Origin of the sequence: Lysinibacillus mangiferihumi (genome assembly GCF_003049665.1) — a bacterium.
Lineage (GTDB): Bacteria > Bacillota > Bacilli > Bacillales_A > Planococcaceae > Lysinibacillus > Lysinibacillus mangiferihumi.
In genome coordinates this window covers 15,088-34,733 of the sequence record NZ_PYWM01000033.1, presented here as the reverse complement: position 1 = coordinate 34,733, position 19,646 = coordinate 15,088, and the positions used below count along the sequence as shown (strand labels likewise).

Annotated in this window: 17 protein-coding genes; 12 read left to right on the top strand and 5 right to left on the bottom strand. The window is 33.9% G+C overall.

The window, feature by feature from the left end; genetic code table 11:
• The first annotated feature begins 12 nt into the window (after positions 1–12).
• The 6 genes from C9J37_RS22605 to C9J37_RS22580 all read left to right on the top strand — a co-directional run bounded on the left by C9J37_RS22605 (position 13) and on the right by C9J37_RS22580 (position 8,294).
• Complete coding sequence (locus C9J37_RS22605) at positions 13–1,611, top strand: M3 family metallopeptidase (protein ID WP_167397403.1); 1,599 nt, start codon at positions 13–15, stop codon at positions 1,609–1,611.
• A gap of 46 nt (positions 1,612–1,657) precedes the next feature.
• Positions 1,658–2,728 carry a ribosome small subunit-dependent GTPase A gene (gene rsgA, locus C9J37_RS22600; protein WP_235617207.1) on the top strand — a complete coding sequence of 357 codons (1,071 nt, stop codon included), beginning with the start codon at positions 1,658–1,660 and terminating at the stop codon, positions 2,726–2,728.
• A gap of 740 nt (positions 2,729–3,468) precedes the next feature.
• Positions 3,469–4,146, top strand: coding sequence for a response regulator transcription factor (locus C9J37_RS22595; protein ID WP_107897187.1), 678 nt, complete (start codon positions 3,469–3,471; stop codon positions 4,144–4,146).
• The gene (locus C9J37_RS22590) at positions 4,147–4,992 is read left to right on the top strand and encodes a sensor histidine kinase (RefSeq protein ID WP_235617206.1); all 846 of its coding nucleotides are present in this window, start codon (positions 4,147–4,149) and stop codon (positions 4,990–4,992) included.
• Between the two features lie 112 nt (positions 4,993–5,104).
• Positions 5,105–5,785 carry an ABC transporter ATP-binding protein gene (locus tag C9J37_RS22585; RefSeq protein ID WP_024361665.1) on the top strand — a complete coding sequence of 227 codons (681 nt, stop codon included), beginning with the start codon at positions 5,105–5,107 and terminating at the stop codon, positions 5,783–5,785.
• Positions 5,778–8,294, top strand: a complete 2,517-nt coding sequence (locus C9J37_RS22580) for an ABC transporter permease (RefSeq protein ID WP_167397402.1) — start codon at positions 5,778–5,780, stop codon at positions 8,292–8,294. The genes C9J37_RS22585 and C9J37_RS22580 overlap by 8 nt, the downstream gene beginning before the upstream one ends.
• Before the next feature lie 205 nt (positions 8,295–8,499).
• On the opposite strand, the gene C9J37_RS22575 is transcribed toward C9J37_RS22580, so the two are convergent.
• The 5 genes from C9J37_RS22575 to C9J37_RS22555 all read right to left on the bottom strand — a co-directional run bounded on the left by C9J37_RS22575 (position 8,500) and on the right by C9J37_RS22555 (position 13,573).
• A complete protein-coding gene (locus tag C9J37_RS22575) occupies positions 8,500–9,057 on the bottom strand; it encodes a delta-aminolevulinic acid dehydratase (protein ID WP_107897185.1) in 558 nt (185 codons plus the stop codon).
• Between the two features lie 138 nt (positions 9,058–9,195).
• Positions 9,196–9,852, bottom strand: coding sequence for a response regulator transcription factor (locus tag C9J37_RS22570; protein ID WP_107897184.1), 657 nt, complete (start codon positions 9,850–9,852; stop codon positions 9,196–9,198).
• Between the two features lie 16 nt (positions 9,853–9,868).
• Positions 9,869–12,166, bottom strand: a complete 2,298-nt coding sequence (locus C9J37_RS22565) for a sensor histidine kinase (RefSeq protein WP_167397401.1) — start codon at positions 12,164–12,166, stop codon at positions 9,869–9,871.
• A gap of 313 nt (positions 12,167–12,479) precedes the next feature.
• Positions 12,480–12,641 carry a competence pheromone ComX gene (gene comX, locus C9J37_RS22560; RefSeq protein WP_107897182.1) on the bottom strand — a complete coding sequence of 54 codons (162 nt, stop codon included), beginning with the start codon at positions 12,639–12,641 and terminating at the stop codon, positions 12,480–12,482.
• A gap of 14 nt (positions 12,642–12,655) precedes the next feature.
• Entirely contained in the window at positions 12,656–13,573 is a 918-nt protein-coding gene (locus C9J37_RS22555; RefSeq protein ID WP_107897181.1) for a polyprenyl synthetase family protein, read from the bottom strand.
• Positions 13,574–13,930: 357 nt separating this feature from the next.
• On the opposite strand from C9J37_RS22555, the gene C9J37_RS22550 reads away from it, so the two are divergent.
• The 6 genes from C9J37_RS22550 to C9J37_RS22525 all read left to right on the top strand — a co-directional run bounded on the left by C9J37_RS22550 (position 13,931) and on the right by C9J37_RS22525 (position 19,626).
• Positions 13,931–15,370: an NAD(P)/FAD-dependent oxidoreductase gene (locus C9J37_RS22550; RefSeq protein WP_107897180.1), complete on the top strand. Its 1,440-nt coding sequence runs from the start codon at positions 13,931–13,933 to the stop codon at positions 15,368–15,370.
• Entirely contained in the window at positions 15,370–16,200 is an 831-nt protein-coding gene (locus C9J37_RS22545; protein WP_107897179.1) for a N5-glutamine methyltransferase family protein, read from the top strand. Before C9J37_RS22550 ends, C9J37_RS22545 begins: the two co-directional genes overlap by 1 nt.
• Positions 16,201–16,388: 188 nt before the next feature.
• Positions 16,389–16,685, top strand: a complete 297-nt coding sequence (locus C9J37_RS22540; protein ID WP_107897178.1) for a chorismate mutase — start codon at positions 16,389–16,391, stop codon at positions 16,683–16,685.
• Positions 16,682–17,293: an anthranilate synthase component II gene (locus tag C9J37_RS22535; protein ID WP_107897177.1), complete on the top strand. Its 612-nt coding sequence runs from the start codon at positions 16,682–16,684 to the stop codon at positions 17,291–17,293. Before C9J37_RS22540 ends, C9J37_RS22535 begins: the two co-directional genes overlap by 4 nt.
• The gene (gene pabB / locus C9J37_RS22530; protein WP_107897176.1) at positions 17,274–18,734 is read left to right on the top strand and encodes an aminodeoxychorismate synthase component I; all 1,461 of its coding nucleotides are present in this window, start codon (positions 17,274–17,276) and stop codon (positions 18,732–18,734) included. The genes C9J37_RS22535 and pabB overlap by 20 nt, the downstream gene beginning before the upstream one ends.
• Complete coding sequence (locus tag C9J37_RS22525; RefSeq protein WP_107897175.1) at positions 18,724–19,626, top strand: prephenate dehydrogenase dimerization domain-containing protein; 903 nt, start codon at positions 18,724–18,726, stop codon at positions 19,624–19,626. Before pabB ends, C9J37_RS22525 begins: the two co-directional genes overlap by 11 nt.
• Positions 19,627–19,646: the final 20 nt, after the last annotated feature.

Below are 19,646 nucleotides of genomic sequence, written 5' to 3'. Positions count from 1 at the left end.
GGCTGTGAACCTTTGGATATAAAAGAAATTGTAAATAAATATTTACCTTTATTAAATGTTGAAATAACTAATTCTGAAAAATTAGAGAAAACTATATTAGAGTATTCTGAATTAAGAGAGAGTATTAATAGGCAGTTCAATTATTTATATCTAGAGGAACAGAGAAACAAAGGTTCAACAAAAGAGATTTTAATTGATAGTAATGTGATAAATATAATTAAAGTATTGAATTTAAAAATAGAAAAAAAAATTTTAGAATCACCATACTTAATTAACTTACCTCATTACTACAATAAATTTATTTTAGAATTAAATAGTGATCACTCTGCGGATAATAAACACTTTAATTCAATTAGAAAAACGATGAGAGAATATCAACTTCTACTAGAGGGAATAACCTATAAGTATAAGAATACTAGATTTATATATAAAGACTTGGAAGAGCTTTTGTATTCTAATTCCAAAGATATTAGGCGAGAGGCTTGGTTAGCAATAAATCAAGTAAGAAATAAGTATTTAGTTGATATAGAAAAACTTTTTAAAAAAATAATTATAGAAAGAAATAATTTAGCATCAAAAAAAGGTCATGAAAATTACAAGGAATATGTATTGTCAAATAAAGATAAGCCAATAGGATTAAGAAATATAACTTTAAATTTTGTTGAAACAAATATAGTTCCACTAAAAAAAATATATGAAGAAAAGCTATGTGAATTATTAAACCTTGAATCATTAAACCCTTGGGATGTAAGAGTAGATAGTACTAATTTAATTTATAGATTTGCGAATGAAAGTGATTTTATCAATGTAATTGGTGAATCGCTGAAGGGTATCGATTTGGATATTTATCACTTTTTTCAGGATGTATTAATTGACCTAGGTAATTATGATATAAATGTAAAAGAAAACAAAGAAAATTTGAATTATTGTACTATTATTGGTGAAAAAGAGGCTGTTCCATTTGTATTTATGAACTTAAATTATAGTTATCGAGATTTGATAAGTTTTATTCATGAAATTGGTCACGCTTTTCATTTTTATTCTGCTTATAAAAAAACACCTTTGAAATTTTATAGTAAACCTCAATTAGAAATAGCAGAAATAAGTAGTATGACGTTAGAATTAATATTTATCGATAATTTAAAAAAGAATAGTTTGCTAGAAAATAATATAATTAAAGCTGTGGAAAAGTATTATTACTCAGATGTGCTATATACATTAACAGCTTCATGTATGTTTGAAGAATTTGAAAGACATATATATACTGAGCCAGATTCTATATTTTCTGATAAATTTAATATATTAATGGATAAATATAACGGTATCATAGATATGGGAAAATATAAAACTGAAATGAATCATCAATGGAGATTTTCAAAACATATATGGTTAATTCCATTTTATTCATTAGAATATGCAATATCACAGTTGATAGGATGCTTAATACTTCTAGATTATAAAAATAATCCTATTAAAACCTTGGAAAAATTTAAATTTACTTTATCTAAAGGAAATATTAACATTAATGATTTTTTAACTAGCATGAATATAGAATTTACTAAAGAAAAATTGAAGAGTGTTAAGAATTTTTTAGAATCAAAATTAGAATAATTTAATAAACAAAGTGTTGATATAAAAGTTTGAGGGAGCTGATTTTGTGATAAATTTAAAAACATTTGGTTTATTGGATTCAATATATGATCAATTCCTTCACTTTGAAAGTCAAGGATATAGTTTAGGTAGGGTAGTCTCGGAACATAAGGGGCTTTATAAAGTAATTACTGAGTTTGGTGAAGTTATTGGAAACTTACCAGGTAGTTTTTTAAATGGGATTTCTGAAAGTTCAGATTATCCAACTGTTGGTGATTGGGTATTATGTACAATAAGAGAATATGAAATGAGAGCAACTATACATAAAGTATTTGAAAGATTTAGTAAGATTTCGCGAAATGCAGTTGGAAAAGCCAATCAAGAACAGGTTATTGCTACAAATATAAATACTGTGTTTATTACTGTATCTTTAAATAGTGATTTTAATTTAAGAAGAATAGAACGTTATTTAACGGCAACATATGATAGTGGTTGTAATCCAGTAATAGTACTTACCAAATGTGATCTAGTTAGTGAAGAAGAGTTACTAAAAAGATTTGGGGAAGTTCGAGATATTGCTTTTGGCACTTCAATATATAGTGTTAGTGTCGTAACTGGAAAAGGGATTGGGGAAATTGAAAAGTACTGTGGTGAGGGGCAAACAGTAGCTCTTTTAGGTTCTTCTGGGGCTGGCAAGTCTACTTTATGTAATTATTTAACTGGTATAGAACTTCAAAAAACGCAAGATATTAGAAATGATGACAAAGGAAGACATACAACAACTCACCGTCAATTAATTAACCTTCCTTCTGGAGGGAATTTAATAGATACACCAGGTATGAGAGAGTTGCAAGTATGGGATACAAATAATAGTGTTACTAACAGTTTCACAGACATTAAAGAGCTTGCGTCAACATGTTATTTTAATAATTGTACACATATAAATGAACCTGGGTGCTCAGTACTGAGTGCAATAGAGCAAAACATACTTAATAAAGATAGATTAGATAACTATTTTAAAGTTGAAAATGAAATTAAACATTTAGAAAGAAAAAATGATAAAATAAAACAAAGTCAATTTAAAAAATGTCAAAAGAAGGAAGCTCGTTACAGAAAAAAAGTAAATTTATTTAAATGACGTTATTTAAAAATGTTTGTTTAAGAAATCGTTAGCCAATGGGTATTGGTAAGGGCTTAAAGATGTGTCTATTTGTGATAAATTTAAAATGACATGAGAAGGATTTCCTCTTATAGCCTTTTTTATTTTTTAAACACTATAACTAGTGATATAAAATCCAGAGAGAAAAATAATTTGATTTAATGCGTACAAATTAGAAGGGAAGCGTGCCCTCAATCAATAACGATATAAGTTATCAGGCACACCGGTACTGAAGTGCTCACTGTGACAGTGGAAATAATTAAAATCCTTTATACGGCTTGATCCCAAATTTTAAGGGCTCAAGCCGTTTGATGTTTTTGGTAATGACCCATTGTTGTAAAATGAAACAAATGTCTCAATGGCTGTTTTTTGGTGCAACGTACGAGCATAATTGTATTAATACTATATAATACTTTTTAAAAAGGGATCCTTCAAGTTATTCAATAAAATAGTAAATTCGTTGGCTTCAAGTATGCCACAATGTGTTTTGAAAAATTGGATTTACCAGTTACTATTCTTTATATTGATAAATTATACCTTTTTGGAATTTGAGTAGTATACTTCAGCTTGTGATCGCTTTAATCCAGCAAGCGAGAGAAGATACAAACATGGTAAACTTTTATATGTACTACCCGATAAAATATTTTTGAAGTGGTAGGGAGCAATTTAATGCTCGAGGAGCGAAATTACATAACTTCGCCCTGAAGGAAGGTGAATATTTGTATAAAATTATGATTGTTGAAGATGACAAGGCATTGTCAAATGGGATTGCTCTTGCTTTGCAAGGGACTGAAATGGACGTTCTACCATTTCACAGTATTCAATCGGCCAAAAAGCAGTTATCTAATACTAACTTTGATTTGTTGATACTGGACATTAATTTGCCTGATGGTAACGGACTCGACTTGCTATGCGAAGTGAAAAGAAACAGTACTATACCCGTAATCATGCTCACAGCAAACGATATGGAAACAGACATTGTAGCAGGACTTGAAATGGGAGCAGATGATTACATTACTAAACCATTTAGTCTTGCCGTGCTGCGTGCAAGAGTAAATACGCAGCTCAGAAAACAAGTGGTCACAAAAGGAAATCAATTTAAACAAGATCATTTTGTTTTTGACTTTGACCGCATGGAATATTTTAAAAACGGAAAGGTAGTAGAGCTGAGTAAAACCGAGCAAAAACTGCTAAAAATTTTAACAGCCAACAAAGGCGTTACTTTAGAACGCAGCGTATTGGTTGAACGTATTTGGAGCGATGGCGCACATTATGTGGACGAAAATGCTTTGTCTGTTACGCTAAAGAGATTACGGGACAAGCTTGAGGATAACCCTACAAAACCCGTATATATAAAAACAGTGTATGGTATAGGTTATTTATGGGCGGTGAAATAAATGGCGTTTTTTAAAGCGAATAAGGTCATTGAACGATTAAACAAAATGATTGACAATGCAATAGAGGGAAGACCTATTGAAAACGGATTTGATGAAAGCAAGCTGTCTGCGCTGGAAACTAAATTATCCCACTATCTTACAGCAAACAGTGCCACAAAAATACAGTTAGCTGACGAAAAATCTCAAATCAATCAACTGATTTCCGACATATCACATCAAACCAAAACGCCTCTTGCCAACATTCTGCTCTATACCCAACTTTTAGCGGAAAGTGAGCTGTCTGACTATAATCAAAACTGTGTGGCAGCTTTAACGCAGCAGGCAGAAAAATTAAACTTTCTTATTTCTTCTCTTGTAAAAGCATCTCGGCTTGAAACGGGAATTATAACGGTTACTCCTACAAACAACAACGTAGCGAACATGCTTGAAACGGTTATAGAGCAGGCTACACCGAAAGCTATGGGAAAAAACATTGCTTTAACGGTAGATAGTAGGGATGTAGAGGCATTCTTTGATCCAAAATGGACAGTGGAGGCACTATACAACATCGTAGATAATGCCATTAAATATACACCAAGTGGCCGAAGTGTCCACATATCTGTCACTCCCTATCAGCTATTTTGCAGGATTGATGTGGCCGATACAGGACTTGGTATTTCAGAGGATGAAACGGCAAAGATTTTTTCTCGTTTTTATCGTTCACAGGAGGTAACCGACAAAGAAGGCGTCGGTCTTGGTCTTTACCTTGCAAGAGAAATCATTACAGCCCAAGGCGGATATATAAAGGTCAAGTCTAGGTTGGGAACTGGCTCTGTTTTCTCGGTGTTTCTTCCAATAATAAATTGAAATCTTTCAGCACTGTTAGAATTGATTTTGCTTCAGAAAGATTCTCGAAAGATTCGAAGTTTATAATATGAATTGCAGAGATGGAAGACATATTTTTTTGGAGGAAATTTAAATGATTATACTTGAAACAAAGGATTTAATGAAAATTTACGGGAAAGGGGATACTGCCGTTCATGCATTGGATGGCGTCAGTATGAAAGTGGAGAACGGTGAGTTTGTTTCGATTGTAGGTACTTCCGGTAGCGGCAAATCCACGTTGCTTCATATGCTTGGCGGTCTTGATCGCCCGACTAGCGGAAGGGTGATTGTGGATGGTCAAGAACTTTTTAAGTTAAAGGATGAAGAACTTACGATTTTCCGCCGCCGAAAAATAGGCTTCGTTTTTCAAAATTATAATCTTGTCCCTACTTTAAATGTCTATGAAAACATTGTTCTTCCTATTGGGTTAGATGGCAATACGCCTGATAAAGCATATGTGGATGCCATTATTCACACGCTTGGTCTTGAGCGTAAACTTCAAAATATGCCCAATAATTTATCTGGAGGGCAGCAGCAGCGAGTTGCTATTGCTAGAGCTTTGGCATCAAAGCCTGCCATTATTTTAGCCGATGAGCCAACGGGAAACTTGGATACTAAAACCAGTCAAGATGTTCTGTCTTTATTTAAAGTAACAAGTAGACAATTCAAGCAAACGATTGTCATGATTACCCATGATGAGGAAATCGCACAGCTTGCAGACAGAATTGTCCGTATAGAAGACGGACAGATTGTAGATGGTGGTATCCATGCTTAAAGTAAATAGTAAAAGAACCATTCATTTGCTTGCAAAAAGTTCGTTCAAAGCAAGTAGAATGAGAAACTTATTTGCTATCGTTGCAATTATTTTGACTTCGCTCATGTTTTCGGGGCTATTTACAGTAGCTACAAGCCTTGTTGCATCGATTGAGGAAAGTACTATGCGACAGGTGGGCGGCAGTGCACATGGTAGCTTTAAATATCTGTCAAAAGCGCAATATGACGCGCTGAAAACGCATCCTGATATTAAAGATATTTCTTTCTCTGTCGTTTTGGGCGTGGGTGAAAATAAAGAGCTAGCCAAACACCCTACTGAAATTCGATACACTAGCGGTGAAAACAATGCAAAGGGTATGTTTTCTATGCCGACAACAGGAAAACTTCCACAAAATGATGAGGAAATTGCCACAGACACACTCGTTTTAAAGCAACTTGGTGTTTCTGCGAAGCTAGGTCAGAAGGTTACCTTGGACTATTCTTTAGCAGGGGAAAAAATAAGCAAAACCTTTACACTGGTAGGTTATTGGACAGGTGATAAGGTTATGCAGGCAAGTCAAGCATGGGTGAGCAAAAGCTATGTGGAGAAGCAACTTGCCAATTACAAACCAAGTAAGCAGGGCTATGATGTAGGTCTTATCAACGCTGATGTCAATTTCAAGAACAGTTTTCGTATTGAAAGCAAGCTGCAAAAAGTGATTGTAGACAGTGGGTTCAGTCTGGACGACATTGATTATGGCGTCAACTGGGCTTATACCGGAAACGGTGAATCTCTAGACATAAGTACCATCGTTGCGACTGTTGGTGCCATTTTAATGATTGCTTTTAGTGGTTATTTAATGATTGCTAATGTATTTACAATTAGTGTGGCAAATGATGTACGGTATTATGGACTGATTAAAACAATTGGTACAACTCCAAAGCAAATTCGTAAATTGATACGTAGACAGGCGATGTGGCTCTGTTTCATCGGTTTGCCAATTGGGTTGCTAGTTGGATATCTTGTGGGAATGATGCTAGTTCCGATTGTCTTGTCTATTATGAACACCGATGTCATTAAAATATCAGCTCATCCACTTATCTTTATTTTGTCTAGTATTTTTTCAGCAGTCACTGTTTTTGTCAGTGTTTCAAAGCCGTCAAAAATTGCGGCAAAAGTCAGTCCGATTGAAGCGCTTCGTGTTACAGATAACAGTGCAGGGAGTAAACGGAAGATAAAGAAAGGGACTAAAGTAAATTTGTGGACGATGGCCTATTCAAATCTTGCTCGCAATAAAAAGAAGGTTGTGCTTGTCTCCATCTCACTTTCTTTAGGGCTAGTGATTTTAAATGCTACCTATTCGATTGCAAACAGCTTTGATATGGATGAATATTTAAGCCGTTCTATCATGAACGATTTTGCAGTGGGAGACGTGTCTAACTTTAATGTCAATCTCAACTATAGCAACCAAGACACGTTAAGCGAAGGCTTTTTCTCTGAGCTGTCCTTACAAGAAGGCATCGAAAGCATCAATAACATCTATTTTACAGAATATGAAGTGCCAACAGGGCCGCGCTTTGTCGATATTCCTAAACAATTGGCGAAGGAATATGGCGCAGATAGTAAGAGAGTTGAAGCACTTAAACGCTATGCTCAAGAACCAAAACAACTATTGCACCTGTATGGTCTTGATGAGGGTGCTTTGCAAAAGTTAATCTTACTGCATGGCAAAATAGAGGAGCAAAAGCTTTATTCGGGAAAATATGTGATAGCTGCACCATTTGATGCACAAGGCAATATTTTATACTATGCAATCGGTGACAAAATTCAGCTTCCCGATCCAACCGGACAAATGCGGGAATATGAAGTGCTTGCTGTTGCGGACATTCCAGAAAGCATAAGCGCAAGACACTCGCATCCGTTAACGCCAACATTTTATTTGCCAAGCCAAGTCTTTTTAGAGCAAATTGAACAAAAAGCCCCAATGCTAAGCACGATTGATGTGCAAGATAGCGCAATGGAAAAAATGGAGCGTTTTTTAGCGGACTATAGCACTAACACCGACCAAAACATGGAATTTGAATCCAAGGCGTCTTTAGCGGCAGAATTTGAAAACTTGCAAAAAACGTTGAAAATCGTTGGGATTACCATCAGCATTCTAGTGGCTTTCATTGGCATTATGAATTTCATTAATTCTGTCATTACCTCCATCAATGCACGTCGACGAGAGCTTGCGATGTTACAAAGTATCGGTATGCTAAATAAACAGGTAATTAAAATGCTTACACTGGAAAGTACCATGTATATTCTGCTAACTATAGCTGCAACGCTTACTATTGGAAGTGCAATTTGCTATCTGGGTCTAAATGCATTTACAGCAGGGGCAGCCTATATGAAGCTATATTTTACAGTTGTTCCATCACTGCTATGCCTTCCAATACTTCTTGTCATAGCGATAATAGTTCCTGTTATGTGCCAAAAGGTCATTTCAAAAAGCAGTATTGTAGAGCGATTACGTAAAATAGAGTAGGTACCTATTACCATCAAACCCTTGAGCTAGCCAATTATAGCTCCGAATTTACACGCAAAAAGGCAACTCTTTTGGGGTTGCCTTTTGTGTATCTACTAAAGGGATAGCGAAGGGAAGTGAATGCGAGATTGTTGTTTTGCAGCATATGTTGATTTTTTACTAGTATTTTGGTAAAGGCATTAAGATATCATTTTCACTAAGGCATTCACGTTGACTTATACAATTTATACATGGCCGTTTCGTTATCAATGGATTGAGCAATTTCAAAAGCTTCCTCTTGCGTTTTATGATTATTTATCATTTCATATAAAAACCTTATAACGAACATAAAATTAGCATTACCGTCTATGTAATCATCAGGACCTATATAAGAGTGACAACCACATGCAAGAAAAGCGTTTGCTAGCTGTTCCTTGCCTAATGTGCAACCAGAGCCTATCACTTTCACATCTTTTATATCCGTATATTGTTTAATCTCTTGCTGTCCAAAAAATTCACCTCTTGGCTCATTGCCTTCATAAACATCTTCACCAAGTTCAGGCATACATAATCTACCTTCATCTCCATGAAAATTTAAAATTAAATAATCTACTTTATTATCAAGCTCTTTACCGGATAGAACATCAATCAGATCATTGGGTCTACCTATCCAATGTATATTTACCCTTACGCCAAAATACTCTAGTGCTGATCGTATAGCATACGATTCCATATCACAATTCGGTCCCACGACTAAACTGACATACATTTCAGGTCTACTCATCTTACATCCTCCTTTTTACGTCAATTCACATGCCACAACTTTACAATTAAAGGGATATTGCAGCAAGTTGAACTGAACGAAACCGCCTGTATCCCTTTGACATGTCTTTTCAATTTCCGTTTGGTGAATCTATTCAATTTAGCTATCCGGAATAAATAGATTAGAGATTAAGCCATATTTTTGAGCTATTTGTAGTGCTTCAATTCTAGAATTTGCTTTTAATTTTGAAAAAATTTTAGTTAAGCTGTATTCGATTGTGCGTTGGCTGACATATAACTCTTCCGCAATCATTTTATTTGTGTATCCTTTCGAAATAAGCTCAAGGATATTTTGTTCCTTATTCGAAAGCGTGATAATACTATTCTCCTCAAAATTATTATTAGCAGAAATCGAATTTCTCCGGAGTTGGCGTAATAAAGATAGTGGAATGATTACTTCTTCATTCAATGCACAATAAATAGCATTTACGAGCTGTTCAGAGCTGGACATTTTGCTTACAAAACCAGAGATACCTGCATTAATTAATAAATCAAAATGTGTATTAATATCAAAACCTGTGTAAATGACAATTTTTGCCTCGGGATTTACTTGTAAAATTCTTTTAGACAGCTCCAATCCATTAATGTCAGGCATATACAAATCTACAAGAAAAATATCGAATGATGGGTTAGAGGCAGCTTGGATAATTTCATCGATATTTTTTAATATCGTTACTTCCATACCTGCCGTTTCTAAAATAGTTTTTGTACCCGTTCGTACCGCAGGATGATCGTCCACAATTAAAACTCTAATCAAAAATTTCACCTCTATTTCAAATAATGATGCAAATGTGAAGTCCTTTGTTCAATGAAGAATTAATTTCTATCGATCCATTTAAAATCCGAACACGTTCTTTAATGCTAAACATACCGATTTTATTCGTATCTATTTCAGATGTCTCGAGTAATCCAACACCATCATCATCGTATAGCAGAATGATGTGGCATTCATCGTAAAATATCGAAAGCTCTACTTCGTTTGCATTCGCATGCTTACGAGCATTGTTGAGTAGTTCTTGAACAATTCGATAAATATTAATTTCAAATTCATATGAAAGCCCTTCAAGCCTCCCATCATAATCAAAATAAATAGAAAAATCACACTGTTGTCGTGTTGATTCAATCATATGTCCTAAGGCTTGTTCTAATCCTTCTTCTTTTAAAAAGGGAGGACGAAGTTCAATGCATGTTTCTCGTACTAAATGAGCTATGTCGATGATATCTTCTTTTAAACAGTCTAACTCTTTACTTAACGATGATTTTTCAGCATTTTTAATAAGTCCTTCTATATTTCTTATTAATTGTAATAAGCCTTGTAAAACACTGTCATGTAAATCCATGGATAAATTAATACGCTCTTTTTCGGTCACATGCATGAGCAGTTTTGAATAGGAAGTAGGCATGATTACTTCATCAATATTATTTTTATAAGAGTCGAGTTGGCATTTCAACTCTTCAATTAAGTAATTATTTTCTAATACAATACTTGAAAAATAAGATAGCGACTCTAGCCACGCCTTTTCTTGTGGGTTCAGTTTTGCATTATTTTTCTTTTGTTCAAAATAGATAATTTCTTTGCTAATGCCGTTGCTCCCAATAACCGTTGCGAAGCCTTTATGTACTTTAAGCAAGGAACCATTTGAATACTGCGCCCAATTAATTTTTTGAATGGCATTATTTGCAAGGCTTTTGTGAGCCGTTTTAACAGTCCAATTGTCTACTGCGGGTCTTTTTTCAATTTGGATATAGTTTAAGTGATCAACAGAAAGTACATCTTTAATTTGTTTTTGAAGTGCGTCAATCAATGTAAAAGGATTGGTTTCAAATTTCACCTTTTGGAAAAAGCCATATAAACTAATGTCTAATCGATTATTTTTAGAAAATAAATGGGGATTTAATTTATAGTCTAAATAATCTTTGGTATAGAGCAAGCTGCAAGAAAGATAGAATATAAAGATGCCCAGTATGAGAATTTCAATCGATAATAGATGTACTTCAGTCATAAAACTTATTATTAGCGTGGTTAGTATAGAAAATGGTAAAGATAATAATGTAAAGTATTTAATCTTATTTAAAAAGAAGTCAATATCTATTAATTCATAGGTCAATTGCAGATAAACTAGAATAATAGGAATAATGAAAATGAAGAGTCCTGTTATTTCAGCAGAAATAATATAACTATCATGGAAAATAATGGGTAGTGCATAAAACAATATAAATGGTGAGAAGGCAATAAAATAACCTGAGAACATTATTTTTAGTTTAATTCGTACATTAGGTTCATGGTTAATATAGTAGTACCTTATAAGTAAAAATAGTAATAACAATATTAAAGATGAAAAAAACTTTAATTGAATAGTAGTATTCGAAATTTCTAGGTCTTTATTAACAAACGAGACAAATGATAATGTCATGATAAGAAAGTATAAAAGGTATAAAGCTTTAAGATAACAGGTTTTAATAAATGGAAGTTTAGAATAAGAGAAATGTAAATATAAAAAATGTATAAATAAAATAACGAATATTGGAAGCGTTATCGTATTGATGCTACGTCCGATTACATCACCTCTTGCAGAAATCGGGGCGCTACTATAACAAAGTGCTATCGTTAATAAAAAATAAGTGAGAACCTGTGATGAACTTTTTTCAGAATGTCTGGTATTCAATATGATTGCTAGCGCAATCGCAATGATGACAGATAAAATTTTAACGAATAGTTGTACTTCAAGCATTAAAATTTTATTTTCGTTTTCAACGATAAATGTAACAGGTTCATTAGCAGTATTAAGGATAGTTAGAGAATCAGCTAACTCTATTCGTTGGAAATAAACGATAGAGTGATGAAGTGAAGGATGAGCGTTATTGACTTTTAAGATTTGGTCACCTGGTTGGATATTTTGATTTATTCCCCATGAATTTTTATAAATAGTATCTACAAAGTATTGTTTATCTTTATTTAATACCTCTATTCCAATTAAAGGGTATTTCATTGTAAGATAAAAAAAATAAATGATTAATAGTATAGTAATAAAAATGGGGATCCCCATCCAAATAAATTTTTGCTTTTTCATCATTTCCTCCTTAGAAGTAAGTGACAATCCATAGGAGTGACATATTAATGTAGAGGGAAGCGTATTTCGTTTTATTGCCATTACAAATAAATTAAGAGTCGTAACCCTTAATTTATTTATGAGGTATAGTTCCTTTCAAAAGCTATTGGCAGGGATGGTGTGTGTATAGTTTTAATGTATTCAACTTGCTTTTTTAGTTTGCTTGTAATATTTTTGAGAAAAATGAGGAGAAGACTAGCTACAAGTATTATCGTAGTTTCCTTTTCTGCTTATCGTGGTGATAATCCCATTGTGTTATACTGTTACTTTGAAGTTATTTCCAGTAATATGCTTGCAACTGCGGCTTTTTATTTAAAACAACGTCTATAAGAGCCTTATTCTCTTCTGGAGAGATACCTATAATACAAATTTTATTATTTTTTAAGAGATGTAAAACTTCAGTGTCTTTCATTAGATAGTTAATGATGTTTTTCATATGAAGCTCTCCTTTTAAATGTATTTTAGTAGTGCTTTTTTATATTTTTTATTAATTGATAATGACATAATGCTGGATTCAGCCTTATTCCGATATAGTTGTTGGGTAACTTTTGAATAAAGAAAAGCGCCAGTTTCTTCTAATAGTGATTCGATCACTTTAGATAGCTTCAATATTTCGTGTTTTTCTACACTACCGTTGTAATAGTTTTGAATTTTTTCTATCGCCGTATGATTTTGTTCCACTGATAATAAATATAAAATGGGCAAAGTCCATTTTTTATTCAGCAAATCATTTTTTCCATCCCAACGTTTCATACCTTCCATATCATTTTGAATTTGACCGATTACCCCGATGTGACTACCGTATAATTGGACTTCAGTTGCTTTATCCGGATTCGCAAGTACAGTTCCTATTAAACAAGCTAGCGTTGTTAAGGAACCAGACTTTAAAACAACCATGTCAATATAGCGATCTTCACAAGTTATATTGTTTAGTAAATCGATATGTTGTCCTTCAATAGCACGCAAAGCGTTTGTCACCAAAAGTTCTAATGCTATATATTTATGTTTAAAATCGGATTCTTTAATGATTAACTGACATAAAAAGAGTAAGTAACTTGAAATATTTAACGATAAATTTTGCTGTTGAACCCAAGGAGGTGAAAAATTATCTTGGTCTTCAATATCATCTAATATATCAAAAGATAAAATAAGAAGTTCAATTGCCGCTGCTACTTTAAAAATGTGATTTTCTATTTTATTGTTATAAATCACATAATGTAGTACGACTAACTCCCCAAATAAATAACCTTCATCTTTCTTAAAGTCGATAAAATCAGATAACTGCGTTTTCATATCCTCATTCGATACATAAGTCTCTAAAATATCTACCATAGTTGAATACAATCGATTATTAACATCTAAACTCATCTATAACACCACCATCTTATAAATAATACCACATATTAACATTATGTTAAATTATATCCTATATAATGCAAAATAAGGAACTGCGAATATAGGTTGAATAAAAGTTTCAATAAGCATTTTCGTCATCATCATCGCTATCAAACTGAATGGATCTGTCGGTTTATTCAAATTATTTTCGGTATACCGAAATGTGATTTTCGGTGAATTGCAATAGAAAATATGTGAAGATTTAAATGTAAAAATTATTTTAATACCGGTTATATAAGTGATTTCTAGACTTTAAGTAATTATAGTAAGTAGCTTCATATAGATTTGCTGTGAATCAAAAAAATTTCAATTACATTGGAGGCTAATATAATGAGCAATATTAATTTTGATACGATTGTTGTAGGGAATGGAGCAATAGGATCTTCTATCGCATACGAACTTTCCTCTAGAGGTCAAAAGGTTGCAATTGTAGGGAAGGAAGCACGTGAATCAGCAGCATCTACAGCTGCTGGCGCGATGAACGGCTGTTATGGAGAAGTGACTGAAAGTCTTATGAAAAGTGAATTCGGTCGAAAAAAATTATTAATGGACATTAAAGCTAAAAATATGTGGGAAGGTTGGCTATCCAAACTGACGAAAGATTCAGGTGATGAAAGAGAAGTAATCATTGCCCACGGCACGGAAGTAATCCTTAACACGGCAGGAACAAGCGATGTAGATTCTGTAAACTTTATGAAAATTGAACAAGCGCTGAAAGAAAATTCGGAACGTTATGAAATAGTTGATCCAGATAACCACGTATGGCTAAAGGCTGATGAACAAGTAAGGCCTCTTAAAGCATTACTAATTCCAGAAGAAAATGCAGTTGATCCAAACATTTTATTAGCTAAACTTTCCAAAGCCATTCGCAATCTTGGAGGAACTCTCTTCAATGAACATGCTCTATCAGTGATGACAGAAGGAAATCAAGTTTGTGGAATTGAACTGAGCGAACAGAAAATTTATGCAAAAAATATTATTATCGCTGCAGGGGTTCAGTCGTTAGATTTATTAGATTTCGATTTAGAATTGAAAAATAAAATACCGCCAATGTTTTCAGGATACGGTGTATCAATACTTTTAGAATTGGATGACATAGAAAATTATAACAGGGTCATTCGAACGCCAAATAGAGCATTTGCATGCGGTTTACATTGCGTTCCTCGAAATGGGAAAGAGCTTTACATCGGTGCAACCAATATACTATCGGATATTCCAAGGAAAAATGCTTATGTATCGGATGTACAATTTTTATTAGATTGTGCAGTAGAACAATTACACTTAGATCTTTTTAATGCCGATATTAAAAAAATTCAAGTTGGAAATAGACCGATACCAGCTGATGGATTCCCGTTAATCGGCCAAATTAAATATGATGGCCTTTGGTTGGCTACAGGAACATATAGAGATGGGTTACATCAATCTCCTTTAATCGCTGAACACTTAGCTAACGCAATAAGTGGGATTGAAAACGATATTGACCTTTCTGATTTTCATCCAATTCGAAAGCCTCTCTATAATACACCAAGACATGAATTGATTGCTAAAACGACATCAGAAATGTTCGCCACTGGTTACGAATATCGTTGGGACGTGCAACCTTATTGGCATCCTATTTTAGAAAAAGGAATGCTTCATAGTTTTGAAGAAATTTTAGACGAGCTACATAAGGAATTTGCTCCACCACCTGAAATTCTTTCTCTTTACCTGACACATCCTAAATCTTCTAAAGAACAGCTAAGAACATACTACAATGCGTGGAGTGAATGATGAAGACAAAAGATGATTATATTAACCTGTTAAAAAACGCAGGAGTTTGGGACCCTGTAGGAGACTACGAAAAAATATACAGTCAATATTATTTTACAGAAGCGGGACAAGATGACCTAAAAGCAGTACAGGAATTTGAGGCAGACATTCATGAAAGATGTAATAGAATTCCGTTGGAGCATATTGTAGGCTACGCAGAACTGAACGCTAATAGATATGTTGTTGGAACAGGTGTCTTTATACCGAGAATTCAAAGTTTGGGGATCGTTGATTGGCTTAAAGAAAATAAAGCAATTGCTCCGAGTTCTTTAGTATATGACTTATGTTCTGGTTCGGGTGCAATCGGGATAGAAATTTGGAAAATGACGAATGCAAACATTGTCTGTATAGAAAAATCAGATTTAGCTACAAAGTATCTCAAGAGAAACATCTTGCGTCATAATGCCGAGAAGGTTGCCGTTTATCAAGGAGACATCAAAGAATATTTTGATAAAATGCCGCTAAAACCAGTCGAAGCAGAGATTGTTATATCCAATCCCCCATATGTACCGAAAGAAATGGCGCAACCCCCTGAGTGGGGGGTGCATCATCCAGAAGAATCGGTCTATGCAGAACAGGAGGGCCTAGATATTATCAATGCTTCAGCTTTATTTGCCAATAGAGTATTAAAAAAAGACGGCGTTGTATTAATCGAACATGATGAAAATCAAGGAGAAAGCGTCAGTGCGATATTAGCAAGCAATAATTTTTATAACATCCAAACAATCGTAAGCGAGAAATATTCTGACGAGACAGGTCTCTCCATCTTTACTATAGGTTATAAGCTATAAATAAATATCCAAGAAATAAATCAAATCATAAGGGTACAATCTTTTATCTTTCCTAAATCGTTCTAAATTTCAGATATTTGTTTACTATTTGCTATCACGCTATATCAAAGGCATTTTAATCAGATGCTCATCTTTAGCTAGAAATTTGTAGTAACGAAATTATTTAACTATAGAAGGGGGATTAAATAATGAAAGAGGAATTACTTGAAGCATGGAGAGCAGAAATTGATACGATCAACACTAAAATTGTTGCACTGTTATCGGAAAGAATGGAAGTATGCACAGAAATAGCAAAATATAAATACAAATACAATGTGAATATGATGCAGCCAAAAAGGATTGAAGAAGTATTAAAGAAAACAAGCATCGTAGCAAAAGAAAACAATTTAAACCCAAAATATATTGAGGATGTATTTAAAATTATTATTAATGAAACGTGTGCGGTAGAAGATAAGTTAATCAAAGGAATGAAAGCAAACCAATGAAAACACTAATAATAGACAATTATGATTCTTTTACTAATAATATTGCCCAATATGTTTATAGAGTAACGAATGTTTCTCCTGTTGTCGTAACGAATGATTATCCTTTTCATAAAATTAATCTAGCGGAATTTAATAATATCATTCTATCTCCTGGACCTGGAACGCCAGAAAAGGACGAAGATTTTGGTATATGTAAAAGGATGATTAAAGAAGTGAATATGCCTATTTTAGGTATTTGTTTAGGGCATCAAGGGATTAATCATTGTTTTGGTGGCGAGGTTGGCAAAGCTCCAAAACCAGTTCATGGTTACAAAGAGCTTATTGTCAATAGTGGTGAAAATATATTTAAAGGCTTACCAAATAGTTTTTTTGCAGTTAGATATCACTCTTTAATCTGTACTAAACTTGCACCTTCCCTTGAAGCAACTGCTTATACTCAAGATGGTTTGATTATGGGGATTGCCCATAAAGAGTTACCTATTTATGGCGTCCAATTTCATCCTGAGTCGATTGATTCGGAGTTTGGCGTTGAATTAATTAAAAATTTTATTGATATTTCTGCGGAAAAATCCTACGGGAGGCCATTACATGTACGAGATTTCGCTTAAAGAAAAGCTAGAGGGTGTAGGGTGCCCAATGCTTGTAGCGCCAAAGAATATTGAAATAGAGTTGGCGTCCTCTCCTATTGATATCTATGAAAAATTATTTTATGGTTCAAAAGATAGTTTTTGGTTAGATGGAGAGTTATCAAGTGAGTTTGGCAGTCGGTTTTCGGTTATGGGAAATTGTAATTTAGATGCTGCAATTTCCTTCATGTATTATGTGAAAGATTCAAGGTTGGATATAACTGGCCCTAAAGGACAAGAGTCGGTTTATGGAGATTTTTACGAAGTTATGGACTGCATATTTTCTTTAATAACCAATGAAATGCCTAAAGAAGTGTTACATCCATTTAATGGAGGAGTCATTGGCTATTTAGGATACGAGTTAAAAGCACTTCGAGGGATACCGAATAAACATAGTTCAGATTTGCCAGATGCTGTTCTTTATTTACCTAAAAATATCGTAGTGTTTGATCATCTAAATCAGAAGCGTTATGTGTGCAACTTGTGGGGTGAAATTTTAACTGTATCAGAAGCTCTACTGCAGAAAAGTGAAGAGTCTATACAAAGAAAAACGGTCGAATTTTTAATGCCTCCAACAGAAGATGAGATTGACTTAGAAATATCGAGTAATGACTACAAGGATAAGATAAAACAGTGTCAAACATACATTACTGAAGGTGAATCTTACGAAATATGTTTAACAAACCGTGCTTCCATGCCATATAGTTTTGATCCATTACTGCTTTACAAAGAAATGAGACTTTTGAGCCCCGTAAGATATAGCGCTTTTTTCAATACCGAACGTTTTTCAATCGTAAGTTCTTCTCCAGAAATGTTTATAAGCATTGACGAAAACGGAAAAATGGCATCGAAACCTATTAAGGGAACTAGAGCAAGAGGTACAACGGAAGAGCAAGATCGTTTGGAGAAAGAAAGTTTAATGACTTCCCCAAAGGATAGAGCAGAGAATTTAATGATTGTCGACTTAGTAAGGCATGATTTTAATGAAGTTTGCCATCCTGATACGGTGAGTGTACCAGAAGCTTTTGTTGTTGAAACCTATTCATCTGTACATCAGTTAGTTTCCACAGTCGTTGGTGAATTAAATTGGGATAATGGCATTTTTAAATCGATAGGTAAATGCTTCCCGGGGGGCTCAATGACTGGAGCACCAAAACTAAGAACGATGAGAATAATAGATGAGCTGGAAGAGTCTCCACGAGGCATTTATTCTGGATCTATTGGTTGGGTTGGCTTTAACGGTTATACAGATTTAAGTATTGTTATTAGAACGGTCGTCATTAAAGATCAAGTTGCAACTTTTGGGGTTGGAGGAGCTATTATAGAGGCATCAGATGCAGAGGAAGAGTTCCGTGAGACATTAATTAAGGCATGTGTTCCGTTTCAAAGTATAAGGAGGGTTCAAAAGAACAATGAAATATGAGACAATAATAGTATTGGGGGGAAATGGGTTAATTGGTAAGTTTTTATCATCTTTATTATTGAAGTCTGGGCATCATCTAGTCATTATAGATAAAGAGCCGTGTGAAGGTGATTCCTTAAGGGCTGCGTGTGGGAATCTTTACTCGAACCTAGAAATTATCGTATCTGATGTATTATCTGACGATATAAATGATATTTACTCTTCGGGGGATGCAATTATTTTTGCATTACCCGAATCTTCTTGTTTAGATGTATTATCATCAAAAGCTCATTTAATGAAGGAAGAAGTAAAAATCATTAATACATGTTCGATACAAAGTTCTTTTTTCAAGCTTGCTAAAACCTTTTTACCGAATAACCCTATGGTAGGGATTAATTTTATGTTTTCACCTACTTTACCTTATCAAGGAAGAGCGGTAGCGATTGTAAAAGAGGAAGAGTCAGAGGCATATACGATGATGAAAACTCTAATTGAATACAATGATATGGTAGTATTTGAGTTTGACCCACATGGACATGATGAGAAAGTTTCACTTGTGCAAGCACTTCCTCATATTTTAACGCTTTCATTAATTAGTGTATTAGGGGAGAAACATGATTTATCAATAAAAGAAATGATGCAGCTTTCCCCACCGCCTATGCAGATGATGTTATGCTTATCAGCCAGGCTAACACAAAATTCACCCGATGTGTATTGGGACATTCAAAAGTATAATCCTTATTCCGAGAAAATTAGAAATGATGTAATTAATTCTATAACGAATCTTAATCACATCATCAAAGAGGATTACTTTAAAGACTTTTCTGTTTTGTTGAAAAACCATGAAGAGGTTTTAGGTGAATCGTTAAATGAGCTGAAAGTAAAGTGCAACCGCTATTTTAATAGTAATTAATCTTATGCTTACAGTAAAAG